The following is a 14,483-nucleotide window of genomic DNA, read 5'->3' as shown; positions in this document are numbered from 1 at the left end:
TCCATTCAATGTTGACTGGATGTCTTTTTCTGCAATGGAGAGGCAGGGTTATGATATGACATGGGTCGCTGTAGCGCTTGGCGGTGCAATTGGTTCCTTGATACGCTATATGCTGGGACTTGCTGCGAATGGAGGCAATTGGCCCTGGGGTACTTGGATCGCCAATATCCTTGGCTCTTTTTGCATCGGTTTGTTTTTTATCTGGGGGAAAGAGAAATGGCCGCCTCAGCTTTATCTGCTGTTCACGACTGGGTTGCTTGGAGGGTTTACGACGTTTTCCACGTTCTCGTTGGAAACGGTGCAGTTTTTTTTGCAAGGTCATCCCGGCCGTGGCTTGCTTTATGCAGTGATCAGTGTTAGCGTAGGGATCTTCGCTGCCTATGCGGGATATTTGGCCGGAAAACAAGTGGGTCTATAGTGGTTCAGGAAAGGTAGGTGGAGCATATGACCGTACGACACCAGACGATGGAAGAAGAACAAAAGCGGTTAGATGAAACGTTGCATGTGATCGACGAAGAGATTTCTCTCCTGCGTGAAGATCTCAAGGAAGCGACGGATGATTACGTGAAACAAGTCGTCAATCAAAAAAAGGCCAAGGAGCTTCATTACCTGGAACGCTATGGTAGAGAAAAACCGTATTTTGGCAGAATCGATTTTCGCAAACATGAATCAGATGATTTGGATCAGGTATACATAGGCAAGCAAGGGATTGTACGCAGCGACACGTTTGATTCGATTGTCGTCGATTGGCGGGCACCGATCGCCGGCCTGTATTACAGCGGGGAAAGCCAGGATGCTTTTTTTCGCACGAAGAATGGCATCGTCCGTGGCGAAGTGCAGCTGAAACGCAACTTTGCGATCGAAAAAGGAAAAATCACCGGAATTTATGATGGCGCGCTAAAAGAAACGATTCATCGTGAAATGGGGATGCCTGATGAATTTCTGGAAGAAGGCTATATCGACGAATTCTTGGCTGCCAGCTTGAACCAGACCAATGACAGTCGGCTAAAAGATATTGTCGCGACGATTCAATCGGAGCAAAACGATATTATTCGCGCAGAAAAAGATCGGGTGATAATCGTACAAGGGGTTGCGGGAAGCGGGAAGACGACGATTGCGCTGCATAGACTGTCGTATTTGATCTACAACTATCAGGATACGGTTGCTTCGAAAAAATTTATGGTGTTTGCGCCAAACAAATTGTTCCTTCATTACATTTCCGAAGTGCTGCCGGAATTAGGAGTGGATGATGTCCAGCAGTCGACCTTTTTGGAATGGGCAGCCAAGCTGGCAAAGCCGTTGCTTCCAAAGGGATGGCGGGTGATTGACCCGAACAAGCTGCTGACCCTCTTTTTTGAAGAAGCGCCTGAAGAAGAGCGGAACAACGCCTGGAAACGGCTGCACTTCAAGGGTTCAGTGGCGTGTAAGCAAACCTTGCATGCATATCTGGGGCACCTGATCAACGAACGGATCACGTATCAAGATTTACGCTTTATGTATAACAAGACAAAACATGTGTTCTCGATCAAAGGGGAAGAGATCCGGCACATATTTACCGAATCGCTTGCCAATCTGCCTTATCGTTCCCGTGTGGAGACCCTGCGCCGCCAACTCAAGCAGGAGTTGAATAAGCAGGTGTATACGCATTTGCGTGAACAAAAAATCGATCTGGACAAACAAGGCTTGGCACGCTTTGAAAAAATGATCGAACAGCGGTTGGACCAATATCTGGCTGAATGGCCCTCGCCGGACATTTTCGCGGCTTACCGGGAAGTCATGACTGATGCGGAATTCCTGCGCAGGTTGGCTCCCGAAGAGATTGATAACGACACGATTGCCATCATCACCGGATCGACAGCCGACATATTTGCCCGTGAACGGGTAGAGGCAGAAGATATTGCCCCATTGCTCTATCTGAAGCAGCTGCTGGAAGGGTTCGGTTCAACGGAGCAGTTTGACCATGCGGTTGTGGATGAAGCGCAGGATCTCAGCGCATTGGAGATCGCCATCGTGACGCTTCTCACAAAACGCAAATCGGTAACCATCGTGGGGGATATCGCTCAGGGCATTCACGCCTATCGGGGGCTATCTTCCTGGGATGAGCTTCGCAAAGGCATTTTCGGGGGAGAGACGACTGAGTTTTATAAGCTGGAGCAAAGCTATCGTTCGACGGTCGAGATCATGAATATGGCCAATCGGGTGCTTCAGAAAATCCAGCTGCCTGAGGATGTAAAAGCAAAGCCTGTTCTGCGGCATGGCAAGGAGCCTGAAATGATCCGCTATGAAGAACGCGCTGCGATGTGGTCAGATCTGGTCGAACGAATCAACACCCTGCAGTCAGAGGGGTTCCAGACGATCGCGCTTGTCACGAAAAATGGGGATGGCGGCAAAAAGGCGTACAAGGCGCTGCACAACAAGGTGGAGGGGATCTCGCTCGTTTCCACCAAAGATACTTCTTTTCCAGGCGGTGTGACGATCATGCCTGCCTACTTAACCAAAGGGCTGCAGTTTGACGTGGTGATCTTGCTGGATGGAGACGAAGATCACTACGCAGTTGCGGATGCAGATGCCAAACTGTTATACGTGGCGATGACGCGTCCGGTCCACCGTTTGTATATCACAGCCGTGAACCGATCATTCAGCAAGCTGTTGGATGAGTAAAGAACAGAAAAACGCGGGTTGGAAGGAAGGAACCTTTCGACCCGCGTTTTTTTGCGTTTGTATGTAAAATTAGTGATCGCCTGTATTGCCCTTCGATGGGTTGGTAATGACATAGCCTTCTTCAGGAAGGTACAGATAATCAATCACTACGCCATCCAGCAATTCCTGATCTTTTTGCATGATGACATCGATGTCTTTATCCGTAGAAACGACCACATCCTCATCGGTTGGCTTGTCCAGCGTGAGTCCATAGTGGGCGTGGTTTCCGTGTGCATGGGTAATATATACGCGCAATTTCAGTTCTTTATCTTCTTCTTGTTCCAGCACGGCAGCCAATTGTTTTGCTGCATTGCGAGTGATTTTGCATTTCATGGCTATTCTCCTATCTGTGAATGGGTTTCTTTCATCTTATCAGGAGTCGAATCGCGTTGCAAATGTCGAGAATTTTGCTACAATAGGTCTATTCCTTGGAGGGGAGCGGGAGCATGGAGAGAAAAATCATTGATTTACGCAGCGATACCGTCACAAAACCAACTGAAGCGATGCTGAAAGCGATGATGGAAGCTGAAGTCGGAGATGACGTCTACCGGGAAGATCCTACGGTACTTCGCCTTGAACAACTCGCTGCCGAACTGTTGAATAAAGAAGATGCGCTGTTTGTGACAAGCGGAACGCAAGGAAACCAGGTTGCCGTGCTGACTCACTGTCATAACGGCGATGAAGTGATATTGGAAGCAGATTCCCACCTGTTCTACTACGAAGGCGGAGCCATGGCTGCTTTAGCCGGCGTGCAGACGCGAACACTCACAGGGAGTCGCGGCGCCTTAGATGCGGCACAAGTAGAACGAGCGATTCGTGAAAAGAACATACATTTACCGAGAACCACGTTAATCTGCATGGAAAACACACACAATCGGGCAGGGGGAGCCGTCATTTCGCCCGAGAAGATGAAGGCCGTGTATGACGTAGCCCATGCACATGGAATTCCTGTGCATCTGGATGGAGCGCGACTATTTAATGCTGCTGTAGCGCTGGGACGCGACGTGACGGAATTTACCCAATATACCGATTCTGTACAAATCTGTCTGTCCAAAGGGCTGTCCGCGCCGGTCGGTTCAATCCTTGCTGGGCCGAAAGACTATATTGAAGAAGCGAGATGGTGGCGGAAAAAGCTTGGCGGCGGCATGCGTCAAGCCGGCTACCTCGCTGCGCCAGGTATCATTGCATTGACGGAGATGGTGAACCGCCTGGCGGAAGATCATCAGCATGCAAGGCTGCTCGCTGAAGGATTGAGCAAGTTTCCGGTTCGTGTATTGCCGGTGGATACGAATATCGTCCTCATTGATACGCAGGGAACCGGCATGACAGCGTTGGAGCTGCTGGCAAAATTGTCAGAGGAAGGCATACGGGCATCCGATTTTGACCGACATGTCGTTCGTTTTACGACACATCGCCATATAACGGAACAAGACATTCTCGACGTATTTCAGGCATTCGAAAAGATTCTGGCATAAAAAAGAGAGTACAGGGAGTATGCGCTTCCTGTACTCTCTTTTCTATTATAGAGGGTCGGTCCATTCATCCCAGTTGATGAGATCGTGATACATTTCTTCATCCCGTGGCGGGAAATAGAGTTCGTACAGGTCGGACAGCATCGCATCTGATTCCTCTAGCTTGCGAAGGGGATCCATTTTGCATCTTCCTTTCTGATAGAGGGTGGAGAAAATCCCCGATATGGGTTCAGGAATAGTTTGTCCGATAATAGGGAAAAACATGAGGAGAAAAACTAAAATTACCTATTGATTCTTCTAGACGAGCATAGTATACTCATTTTTGTCAACAAGTGAAGACAGCTGGATGGGTGTCCGAGTGGCCGAAGGAGCACGATTGGAAATCGTGTAGGCGGTGTTGAACCGTCTCGTGGGTTCAAATCCCACCCCATCCGCCATCTATACACCGTCATGCCGGTGTAGCTCAATTGGTAGAGCACCTGACTTGTAATCAGGGGGTTGTGGGTTCAAGTCCTATCGCCGGCATCCTTTCATTCAAACATACAAACACCTTTTTGATTCGAATGTGAATCGAAAAAGGTGTTTTTTTATGGCATGATTTCTTGAAATTTTACATTGTGTTCACGATTCACTAAAAGTGTACATGTATGATGGAGGAGAAACAGTAAGAAGCGAGAAGAGGGGGCGATTGTGTGGATACGGGGAGTCATCTGCTCTTTGGCTGTACACTAGCTGGCCTTGCTTACTTGGACCCGATGGTTTCACAACATCCGGGGGTTGCGGAAGCGGTGATGATTGGTACGGTGATCGGCTCGCATGCACCTGATTTTGATACGCTGGTACGGATAAAGGGGTATCGTACCTACCTGCGTTATCATCGTGGGATCACGCACGGCATTCCCGCATTGTTTATCTGGCCTTTGGTCATATCGTTGCCGCTCGGTGCGATCTATGGGTTGGAAGGATCCGCTTGGTGGTCTGTCTGGTTATGGTCATTCATCGCCGTCGTTTTTCACGTTTTTCTTGACATGTTAAACAGCTATGGAGTTCAATGCTTCCGGCCGTTTACGAAAAAGTGGATTCATCTGGACATTTTATCGATTTTTGAGCCCATTTTGTTTCTGCTGCATGTGTCAGCCGCCATCCTCTGGATCTTTTTCCTTGTTGATCCGCTTGTCCTTTTCCCGCTTGTCTATATTGCCACAGTAATGTTCATCATTCTTCGTGCCTGGATCCATCAAAAACGTGTGCATCAAGTGAAAAATTCCTTTCGGGAAGAAGGGGTTTGTCATGTTGTCCCGAGTTTTTCCTGGCATACCTGGCGATTTGTTTTGGAAACGGCAAACTGTTTTTACACAGGAAGAATCGTACGAGGCTGCTTATTATTGGAGGAGCAGATTCCCAAAGAAGAGGAGCATGAAGCCATTCGGGCCACGATGGGAACAGACGGGGTTCGAGCATTTCTCAACTTTGCCCAGCGAATTCATGTGACCTGCAAAGAAATGCAGGATGGATATGTTGTCAGCTGGAGCGATGTGCGATTCTGCTATAATCGGAAACTTCCATTTGGAGTAGATGTTCATTTGGACAAAGATCTCAACGTGCTGAGCCATCATTTAGGCTGGCGCAAAAAAACGTGGGATCCGCCATTTGTGTGACAAGGCGTAAAATGTGGTTCGGATAAAAAAGGGCTCTGCCAAGAATCGCGGCAGAACCCTTTTTGCTTCTCTATCATTATCTATTTTCCAGTTTGTGAGCTGCTTCCAAATACTCAGCTTTTCGTCCTTTTTGCAAAAACGGATACAGGACGAAGCCCGCCGCGAAAAGCCCGAGACCAAATACAAGTGTCTTCGCATCGGCAATGCCGCTGCGTATCACCCACAGAGAATAAGGGACTGCGAGGATGGCAATCAATCCATCCATGACAAGAGCGCGTGGTTGATTGCTGTACGTTTCTCTTGTGAATACAAGCTTCAATTGATAGATCGCGGAAACCAGATACGGCATCAAGGTCGCTAGTGTAGCTACAGTAATGACAAATTCAAACGCTTGCGCAATTGTCCCGGAGATCGTGGAAAAGATGAACAATTGGGACATGACATTCGTCACTGATAATGCGGTGACGGGGCTGCCCTTTTGGTTCACTTTCCCCAGGAAGGCAGGAAACATACCGGATTGGGCAGCTTGGAACGGCGCTTCAGAACCAAGCAATACCCAGCCGATCACAGTCCCCAGCAAGGACGTGAGGGCAAGCAGAGCCATCAATGTCGAACCGGAATCTCCGATCACCATGGACAATGCATCAACCAATGGTTTGTCGGAAGCTTTCAATACCTCTTGAGGTAAGACGCCCATCGTCAGGATCGTGATAGCCAAATAGATGGTCACAGCGATCAAGAGGCCTGCGATGGTTGCTTTTTTCACATCTCGTTGTGAACGGGCACGACCGGAAAGGACCACTGCTGACTCAATGCCGACAAAAGCCCACAAGGTTGAGACAGCAGCCATATTGATTTGACCCCAGAGGGAATGTGTAACTCCGTCGTCAGTCGTCACAGGTACGTACAGATCGCCCAAATTGCTGCGATCGAAGGCGAAAAGGGCTGCGACGATGAATAAAGCGAAGCCAAGCAGTTTGGTGAAGGTGGCGACAAAATTGATCTTGCCGGCACCCGATAACCCGCGGATCAAAATCGCATGGATGCCCCACAGCAAGGCGGAACATACAAGGAAGGTAATAAATTTCCCGATTTCGACGGGCAAGCCAAACACTGTGAATAAAATGGCTTCATTCTTCATGATCGGGAAGAATGTTGACAAATATCCGGCAAACGTGGTGATGATGGCGACGTTACCGGATGAATTGGCGATCCAGTAGCCCCATACCATGGAAAAGCCAGCCATATTTCCGGTGCGCGGAGAACGGAACAAGGCACGTGCGTAACTTTGCGGACCGGCTGTCAGCTCCGGTCGGCGGACGGACAAATTCCCGAATACGAGCGCAATCATTAGCACCCCTAATCCGGTTAACAGCCACGCTAGCGTGACGCCGAGCGGACTCGCTGCTTGAGCAAGCGTACTTGGTAACATAAATATTCCGGAGCCGACCATATTTCCTACCACAAAGGCGGTGAGAAGCCAGAAACCCCATTGTTTTCCCTGATTCATTTGTATGTGGTACCTCCTGAAAAGAAAAAAACGCGATGAACTCAGGTTCAGGGCGTTTTTGTATCCATTCGCTTTGTATTGAACGAAGGTCAGTATAGCACTTGATTAAACAAAAAGTCAATGAGATTGAACGGACGACATACGGTATGTTTTGGGAGTAAATCCCCCCTCGCTTAGCAATAATAGGAGTATGCCTACATTAAAGTGAGGGATGAACATGATTTCAGCAAAAGATCGCGCTACCATCGAAAAACAGATGAAGCGGGAAGAGAGCAAGATTGTCAATATCGTGTTGAAGGATGATCAACAAATTGCCGGTGAAATTGACCAGGCAACCAGTGACGGCATTTATTTGGTGGATGGACGGCATTATGCCTACCAAGATATTCAGGAAATCAACGGCATTTATTAATCGTTAGCGCAAGCCGTCGATCGGGAAAAAGTGTGTGAGCCCATCAGGCAGCACTCTTTGCCAAAATCCCCAGAGATGATCCCCCGGCTGTTCCCCGTAGGTGAGCTGGGCGTTTTTTTGTGCCAAGAGGACTTTTGCTTTACGGTTCCATTCAACAAAGTCGAACGTGCCGATATGGGTTTCTACTTGGAGCTCATCCAGTCCGACGATCATCCAGATGTTTAGCCATGACAGATCTGCTTTCTCGTTGAGCTGATCGAGGGTCGGTTTGAAGAATGCGCCGGAGAGGGCAAGGACATTTGCAAACAGCTCGGGAGCATCCAAGGCGATATGCAGGGAAACCGTTCCCCCCAGCGAATCGCCTGCCAGGATGCGTGAGCGAGAGTCTTTGCGGATTGGATACCGCCCCTCGACAAAGGGGAGCAGCTCTTGTATGAAAAACTGTTTATATCGTTCGTTAAGAGAACCGACTGGCGAGTATTCGCTGGTGCGTTTGCTTCGCTCGACGGAGACGCCGACGATGATGACGGGCTCCATTCCTTCTTCGAGGATCAGTTGATTGGCGATCGTCGCGATTCTGCCCATCGTAAAAAAGTCGTTCCCGTCTTGGCAATAGACGACGGGGTAGGAGAGCAGCTCATTGTATCCGGGCGGAAGATAGATCTTGATGGGACGAGGAGAATCGAGCAAAGTGCTCGGCACCGTTTCTTTTACAATGGTTCTTTTCAGGTAATCCTCCACGAAAATCAACTCCTAATTGCATGATTTTACAAACAAAACCTTGAAAAATTCTAATACAGATTTTATGATAAATGATAACAGATGATAAATAAACCCTGTTATATCAATACTGATACACTATGAACAGGGTTTGTCACTGAGGTATAACAGGGGTGTATAAGCGCGACAGGATTTCTCGAATTTTGTCAAGCGTGTCGCTCCACATTCCATAAAGAGGTGAACATGATGAGCGTTTCTACAGCAGTAGAACAAAAGGGAAATGAGCCCTTGCAAATTTTAGCGCCAGATGGCACCGTGGTCCGTCCGGATCTGATGCCAAATCTGTCTGATGATCAACTTCGCGATTTGATGCGCAAAATGGTATTCACACGTGTGTGGGACCAACGTGCCATCTCGCTCAACCGTCAAGGCCGTCTCGGTTTCTACGCTCCTGTAGCGGGCCAAGAAGCAACCATGATCGGTTCCGAATCTGCGATTGACAAGGAAGATTTCATTCTCCCAAGCTACCGTGACATTCCACAAATGGTATGGCATGGTTTCCCTATGTATCAGGCGTTCCTCTATTCCCGTGGACATATCCATGGTGGACAAATTCCAGAGGGCGTAAACGTATTGATGCCGCAAATCATCATCGCTTCCCAATGTGCGCAAGCAACTGGTGTAGCAATGGGCTACAAGCTGCGCGGTGAGAAGAAAGTGGCGATCACTTATTTTGGTGACGGCGCGACTTCCCAAGGTGACTTCTATGAAGGCATGAACTTTGCAGGCGTTTACAAACTGCCTGTGATCTTCTTCTCTCAAAACAACGGATACGCCATTTCTGTACCATTCGAAAAGCAAACAGCTGCCGAGAACATCGCTGTAAAAGCACAAGCGGCTGGTATCGCAAGCGCGCGCGTAGACGGTATGGATATCCTGGCTGTATACAAAGTGGTACAAGAAGCGAAAGAACGCGGAATCAACGGAGAAGGTGCTACGTTGATCGAAGCGCTGACTTATCGCTATGGTCCGCATACCATGGCTGGTGACGACCCGACTCGTTATCGTCAAAGCGAAGAGCAAAATGAGTGGGAGCAAAAAGACCCATTGATTCGTTTCCGCAAATTCTTGGAAAACAAAGGTCTCTGGAGCGAAAAAGACGAAGAGGCTGTCATCGAAGAAGCGAAGCAAGCAGTTGCAGACGCCATCAAAAAAGCGGATGAATATCCGAAGATGAAAGTTACCGATTTGATCGACGTCATGTTCGAGACCCTGCCTGACTATTTGCAAGAGCAAAAGGCAGAATATGCGGCAAAGGAGTCGAAGTAATCCATGGCACAAATGACAATGGTTCAAGCGATAAACGACGCAATGCGCGTTGAGCTTGCACGCGACGAAAAAGTACTCGTGTTCGGGGAAGACGTCGGCGTTAACGGCGGCGTTTTCCGCGTGACGGAAGGTTTGCAAAAAGAATTCGGTGAACACCGTGTATTCGATACACCTCTTGCTGAATCCGGAATCGGTGGTTTGGCAGTGGGTCTTTCCGTAAATGGCTTCCGTCCAGTAGCGGAAATTCAGTTCTTTGGTTTTGTGTTTGAAGTGTTCGACATGGTCGCTTCCCAAGCAGCGCGTATGCGTTTCCGTTCCGGCGGACGCTTCAACAGCCCGATTACCTTCCGTTCTCCATTTGGCGGCGGGGTAAAAACACCTGAGCTGCATGCTGACTCGCTGGAAGGTTTGTTCCTGCAAACTCCAGGGGTGAAGGTCGTCATTCCTTCCAACCCTTACGATGCAAAAGGACTGTTGATCTCTGCGATCCGCGATAACGATCCGGTAATCTTCCTTGAGCATATGAAGCTGTACCGCTCTTTCCGCGGTGAAGTGCCAGAGGGCGAATACACCATTCCAATTGGAAAAGCAAACGTAGTACGCGAAGGCAGCGATCTGACCATCATCACTTACGGTGCTATGGTACATACTAGCCTGAAAGCGGCAGAAGAGTTGGAAAAAGCGCGTGGAGCGAAGGTTGAAGTCATCGACCTGCGCACCATCACGCCATTGGACATGGAAACTGTGCTGGCTTCCGTACAAAAAACCAACCGGGCGATCGTGGTTCAAGAAGCACAAAAACACGCAGGTGTTGCAGCTGAAATCATTGCACAAATCAATGAGAAAGCCATCCTCCACCTGGAAGCGCCAGTATTGCGCGTAACTGCACCTGACACGGTATATCCTTTTGCGCAAGCGGAAGATATCTGGCTGCCAGATGTAAAACGCGTGATCGATGCAGCTACCCAAGTTCTTGATTTCTAAGAAACATACCGGCGGAAAGGACAGCTTTCCGCCTTTCTCAAGTCTTATTCATGACCACATCTGTTTGAGGAGGGTTTCTCGTGAGTCTTTTCGTATTTAAGCTCCCGGAATTGGGAGAGGGCATACACGAAGGCGAAATCGTGAAATGGCACGTTAAGCCAGGCGATCAAGTTGAAGAAGATCAAGTGATTATGGAAGTGCAAAATGATAAAGCGGTTGTAGAAGTTCCATCTCCTGTAAAAGGAAAAGTATTGGAACTGAAAGTAACCGAAGGAACCGTATGCGTAGTGGGTGACCCACTCGTATCTTTTGAAGCAGAAGGCGAAATTCCGAATCTGCCTGACCATGGTCATGCGGATGCAGCTCCAGCGGCGGCAGCAACTCCAGCGCCAGCAGCTGAATTGGAACCGGGTTGCGATATCGGTGCGCAAGTGAGTGCGAATGCAAACCAAGCATTGGATACGCCTCTGGCAGCTGCTGCACCTGCTCCTGCTGCTGCGCCAATTGATCGCAAGCATGTTTTGGCTACTCCATCTGTGCGTAAGTATGCACGTGAAAAAGGCGTACAGCTGGCTGTCGTTCCAGGAACAGGCAAATTCGGCCGTATTACCCGTGAAGACGTAGATCGTTTCGTTGCAGGCGGTGCAGTTGCACCTCAAACGGCAGCAGCAGCTCCAGTTGCGACTGAAGCAGCGGCACCTGCAGCGGTGGCAACAAACGCAGCTCAAGCAGCCGCGACACCAACTGTACATTACAATGCACAAGCAGGCGAAGTGGAAGAGCGCGTACCGTTGAAAGGCATCCGCAAAGCGATCGCGAAAGCAATGGTGAAATCTGCGTACACTGCTCCGCACGTAACCATTTTCGACGAAGTGGACGTAACCGGGCTGGTGAACCTGCGTAAAGAAGGCAAGCCTCTTGCTGAAGCAAAAGGCATCAAGCTGACCTACCTGCCTTTCATCGTAAAAGCTGTAGTAGCGGGTTTGAAAAAGTTCCCAGAGCTGAATGCTTCCATCGATGATGAAAAACAAGAAATCATCTTCAAAAAATACTACAACATCGGGATCGCCGCTTCGACAGACGAAGGTTTGCTCGTACCGGTTGTCAAATCGGCGGATCGCAAATCGATCTTTGATGTAGCATCTGAAATCAATGAGTTGGCTGTGAAAGCACGTGACCGCAAAGCAACCGCTGATGAACTGAAAGGCTCTACCTTCAGCATCACCAACATCGGATCTGCAGGCGGCATGTTCTTCACTCCAGTGATTAACCATCCTGAAGTAGCGATCCTGGGTGTTGGCCGCATCAGCGAAAAACCGATCGTGAAAAACGGCGAGATCACGGTTGGCCAAGTGCTGCATCTCTCGCTCAGCTTCGACCACCGTTTGATCGACGGAGAACCGGCTCAACGCTTTATGAACTACCTGAAGCAGCTGTTGGAAAACCCTACGCTGTTGATAATGGAGGGATAACAACATGGTAGTAGGAGAATTTACCACCGAACTGGACGTTCTCGTCATCGGGGCAGGTCCTGGCGGTTACGTAGCTGCCATCCGTGCCGCTCAAATGGGGAAAACTGTAGCAGTTGTTGAAAAAGCAAATGTTGGCGGCGTGTGTCTGAATGTCGGTTGCATCCCGTCCAAAGCACTGATTCACGCTGCCCATACGTATGAGCACAGCCAGCATACAGCTGACATGGGAATCACCATGGAAAATGTACGCGTTGACTTTGCCAAAGTGCAAGAATGGAAAGGCAGCGTTGTGAACAAACTGACAGGCGGTGTGTCTGGATTGTTTAAGGCCCACAAGATCCAGGTGATCGAAGGGGAAGCCTTGTTTGTCAGCGAAAACGAAGTGCGCGTATTCCATGGCTATGATGTGAACCGTTACCGTTTCAACCACTGCATCATCGCAACCGGTTCCCGTCCGATCGAATTGCCTGCGTTCCCATTTGGCAAACGCGTGCTCTCTTCTACGGAAGCACTGGCTCTGACTGAGCTGCCAAAAAGCCTCGTAGTCATCGGCGGCGGCTATATCGGTATCGAGCTGGGTACCGTATTTGCCAAGTTCGGCACTCAGGTAACCGTTCTTGAGGGCGGCGAACAGATCCTGCCTGGCTTTGAAGCGGACATGACTCGTCTGGTCGATCGCAAGCTGAAAAAGCTGAATGTCGATATCCATACCAAGGCGCTTGCGCAAGGCGTGGAAGAGACCGAGAACGGCGTGATTGTGAAAGCGGAAGTAAAAGGCGAAGCGAAAACGTTCGAAGCAGATTATGTGTTGGTAACAGTGGGCCGTCGTCCGAATACCGATGAACTGGGCTTGAAAGAAATCGGGATGAAGATGAACGAGCGCGGCTACATCGAAGTGGATAAACAAGGGCTGACAAGTATTCCAAACGTGTACGCCATTGGTGATATCGTGCCGGGTCCTGCTCTCGCGCACAAAGCTTCTTATGAAGGAAAAGTAGCGGCAGAAGCAATCGCAGGGCATCCGGCAGAGGTAGACTACAAAGCGATTCCAGCTGTAGTGTTCTCCGATCCGGAAATGGCGAGCGTAGGACTCAGTGAGCGTGAAGCAAAAGAGAAAGGATTCGACGTCGTTACAGGTCGTTTCCCATTTGCAGCGAATGGCCGCGCGCTTTCTGTAAATGCTGGCGAAGGTTTTGTGAAGCTGGTAGCTGAAAAAGGGACCAACATCGTACTCGGTGCGCAAATCGTTGGACCAGAAGCATCCAACATCATCGCCGAAATTGGACTCGCGATCGAAATGGGTGCAACGCTTGAAGACATCGAGCTGACCATCCACGCGCATCCGACTTTGGGTGAAGTAACCATGGAAGCTGCTGAACTGGCTTTAGGTCGACCGATTCATGTGGTAAAATAAAACAGATGAAAAAGAGAAGGGATTTCTCTCATCCCTTCTCTTTTTTTCGAGAAAACACGATCTAACAGAATAAATTATGGGGGGAATATGGTTTCATGACGGTAACGGGAATGATCCACAGCACAGCGGCGGTATTTATCATTGCCTGTATTGTACTGCCTTTCTTTGCGATGGGATTTGGCAAGCTTAGTGCTGCCCAGGCAGCGGAGCGTGCGCGGAAACTGACGGTATTTTTGCGTATTCCGAACTTCATCCTGCTGGTTTCACTGATTACAGGTTTGATGCAAAGCGGTTGGGTTTTTAGCACGTGGCTGTTGATGGTGATTATTGTCTTTCTCGCAATCGGGGCCATGATTGGGATCGCTTCGAAAACGCTAAAGACGATCCAGTCGGATGCACAGGCCGGACGCGATTACCAAGCGAGTATCAAGAAACTGCAGGTAGTCAGCATTTTATTGACAATCTTCATTATCATCATGGTTATCATCAAAGTTAGTTAAGATTTGCGGTATTTCGCGCTCTTGTATAAGTCATGTGTCGAAAAGTGATGCATGACTTTTTGTGTTTGGCTGTTCCCACTTCCATGCGTTTATTGTAAAATAGTGGGAGGAAAAGTCGAGCGGAGGAGACCGAAATGAATCAGTCACAGTCATTATTGGAAGAAGTGCGAAGTGACTTGGTAAAGGCTGCAGAAAAAAGAAGCTTTTATTTTATCGATCCGGAGATTCTGAAGATCAGCCAGGAATTGGACAAGCTTATCTTAGCGAATATGAGAAAATGGGCGAAGTGATGATAAGACGCCCCCCCTGCAC

The 14,483-nt window shown here is 49.0% G+C and carries 15 protein-coding genes and 2 tRNA genes; 13 read left to right on the top strand and 4 right to left on the bottom strand.

Going from position 1 to position 14,483, the window contains the following annotated elements:
• Nucleotides 1-55: 55 nt before the first annotated feature.
• Nucleotides 56-418 carry a fluoride efflux transporter CrcB gene (crcB, locus tag EIZ37_RS20850; protein ID WP_134686706.1) on the top strand — a complete coding sequence of 121 codons (363 nt, stop codon included), beginning with the start codon at nucleotides 56-58 and terminating at the stop codon, nucleotides 416-418.
• Between the two features lie 26 nt (nucleotides 419-444).
• Complete coding sequence (locus EIZ37_RS20845) at nucleotides 445-2,661, top strand: HelD family protein (RefSeq protein WP_134686705.1); 2,217 nt, start codon at nucleotides 445-447, stop codon at nucleotides 2,659-2,661.
• 69 nt (nucleotides 2,662-2,730) lie between these two features.
• Here the strand turns inward: EIZ37_RS20845 and EIZ37_RS20840 are convergent, their stop codons facing one another.
• Nucleotides 2,731-3,033 (bottom strand): HesB/IscA family protein, encoded by a 303-nt coding sequence (locus EIZ37_RS20840; protein ID WP_134686704.1) that lies wholly within the window; start codon nucleotides 3,031-3,033, stop codon nucleotides 2,731-2,733.
• A 113-nt stretch (nucleotides 3,034-3,146) separates the two neighbouring features.
• On the opposite strand from EIZ37_RS20840, the gene ltaE reads away from it, so the two are divergent.
• Complete coding sequence (ltaE, locus tag EIZ37_RS20835; RefSeq protein ID WP_134686703.1) at nucleotides 3,147-4,175, top strand: low-specificity L-threonine aldolase; 1,029 nt, start codon at nucleotides 3,147-3,149, stop codon at nucleotides 4,173-4,175.
• 45 nt (nucleotides 4,176-4,220) lie between these two features.
• Here the strand turns inward: ltaE and EIZ37_RS26585 are convergent, their stop codons facing one another.
• Nucleotides 4,221-4,352: a hypothetical protein gene (locus EIZ37_RS26585; protein WP_268898760.1), complete on the bottom strand. Its 132-nt coding sequence runs from the start codon at nucleotides 4,350-4,352 to the stop codon at nucleotides 4,221-4,223.
• 164 nt (nucleotides 4,353-4,516) lie between these two features.
• Here EIZ37_RS26585 and EIZ37_RS20830 point away from each other — a divergent pair.
• From EIZ37_RS20830 to EIZ37_RS20820, 3 genes are all read left to right on the top strand, one after another.
• A tRNA-Ser gene (locus EIZ37_RS20830) sits at nucleotides 4,517-4,609 on the top strand.
• Nucleotides 4,610-4,624: 15 nt separating this feature from the next.
• Nucleotides 4,625-4,697, top strand: a tRNA-Thr gene (locus tag EIZ37_RS20825).
• Between the two features lie 167 nt (nucleotides 4,698-4,864).
• Nucleotides 4,865-5,830, top strand: a complete 966-nt coding sequence (locus EIZ37_RS20820; RefSeq protein WP_134686702.1) for a metal-dependent hydrolase — start codon at nucleotides 4,865-4,867, stop codon at nucleotides 5,828-5,830.
• A 76-nt stretch (nucleotides 5,831-5,906) separates the two neighbouring features.
• On the opposite strand, the gene EIZ37_RS20815 is transcribed toward EIZ37_RS20820, so the two are convergent.
• A complete protein-coding gene (locus EIZ37_RS20815; RefSeq protein WP_134686701.1) occupies nucleotides 5,907-7,340 on the bottom strand; it encodes an amino acid permease in 1,434 nt (477 codons plus the stop codon).
• 217 nt (nucleotides 7,341-7,557) lie between these two features.
• On the opposite strand from EIZ37_RS20815, the gene EIZ37_RS20810 reads away from it, so the two are divergent.
• Nucleotides 7,558-7,752 carry a hypothetical protein gene (locus EIZ37_RS20810; RefSeq protein WP_205683864.1) on the top strand — a complete coding sequence of 65 codons (195 nt, stop codon included), beginning with the start codon at nucleotides 7,558-7,560 and terminating at the stop codon, nucleotides 7,750-7,752.
• Between the two features lie 3 nt (nucleotides 7,753-7,755).
• Here the strand turns inward: EIZ37_RS20810 and EIZ37_RS20805 are convergent, their stop codons facing one another.
• Nucleotides 7,756-8,493, bottom strand: a complete 738-nt coding sequence (locus EIZ37_RS20805) for an alpha/beta hydrolase (RefSeq protein ID WP_134686699.1) — start codon at nucleotides 8,491-8,493, stop codon at nucleotides 7,756-7,758.
• A 225-nt stretch (nucleotides 8,494-8,718) separates the two neighbouring features.
• Between EIZ37_RS20805 and pdhA the strand changes: the two genes are divergently transcribed.
• From pdhA to EIZ37_RS20775, 6 genes are all read left to right on the top strand, one after another.
• Nucleotides 8,719-9,801 carry a pyruvate dehydrogenase (acetyl-transferring) E1 component subunit alpha gene (pdhA, locus tag EIZ37_RS20800; RefSeq protein WP_134686745.1) on the top strand — a complete coding sequence of 361 codons (1,083 nt, stop codon included), beginning with the start codon at nucleotides 8,719-8,721 and terminating at the stop codon, nucleotides 9,799-9,801.
• 3 nt (nucleotides 9,802-9,804) lie between these two features.
• Entirely contained in the window at nucleotides 9,805-10,785 is a 981-nt protein-coding gene (locus tag EIZ37_RS20795) for an alpha-ketoacid dehydrogenase subunit beta (RefSeq protein ID WP_134686698.1), read from the top strand.
• An 80-nt stretch (nucleotides 10,786-10,865) separates the two neighbouring features.
• On the top strand, nucleotides 10,866-12,257 hold the full coding sequence (locus tag EIZ37_RS20790) for a dihydrolipoamide acetyltransferase family protein (RefSeq protein ID WP_134686697.1): 1,392 nt from the start codon (nucleotides 10,866-10,868) through the stop codon (nucleotides 12,255-12,257).
• A gap of 4 nt (nucleotides 12,258-12,261) precedes the next feature.
• On the top strand, nucleotides 12,262-13,671 hold the full coding sequence (lpdA, locus tag EIZ37_RS20785) for a dihydrolipoyl dehydrogenase (RefSeq protein ID WP_134686696.1): 1,410 nt from the start codon (nucleotides 12,262-12,264) through the stop codon (nucleotides 13,669-13,671).
• 95 nt (nucleotides 13,672-13,766) lie between these two features.
• Nucleotides 13,767-14,171: a hypothetical protein gene (locus tag EIZ37_RS20780; protein WP_134686695.1), complete on the top strand. Its 405-nt coding sequence runs from the start codon at nucleotides 13,767-13,769 to the stop codon at nucleotides 14,169-14,171.
• 134 nt (nucleotides 14,172-14,305) lie between these two features.
• Nucleotides 14,306-14,461, top strand: coding sequence for an aspartyl-phosphate phosphatase Spo0E family protein (locus EIZ37_RS20775; protein WP_134686694.1), 156 nt, complete (start codon nucleotides 14,306-14,308; stop codon nucleotides 14,459-14,461).
• Nucleotides 14,462-14,483: the final 22 nt, after the last annotated feature.

The sequence above is a fragment of the Brevibacillus migulae genome (assembly GCF_004521915.1).
GTDB classification, from domain to species: Bacteria; Bacillota; Bacilli; order Brevibacillales; family Brevibacillaceae; genus Brevibacillus_F; species Brevibacillus_F migulae.
The sequence above is the reverse complement of the archived record's forward strand: the minus strand, read 5'-3'. Positions and strand labels throughout refer to the sequence as shown.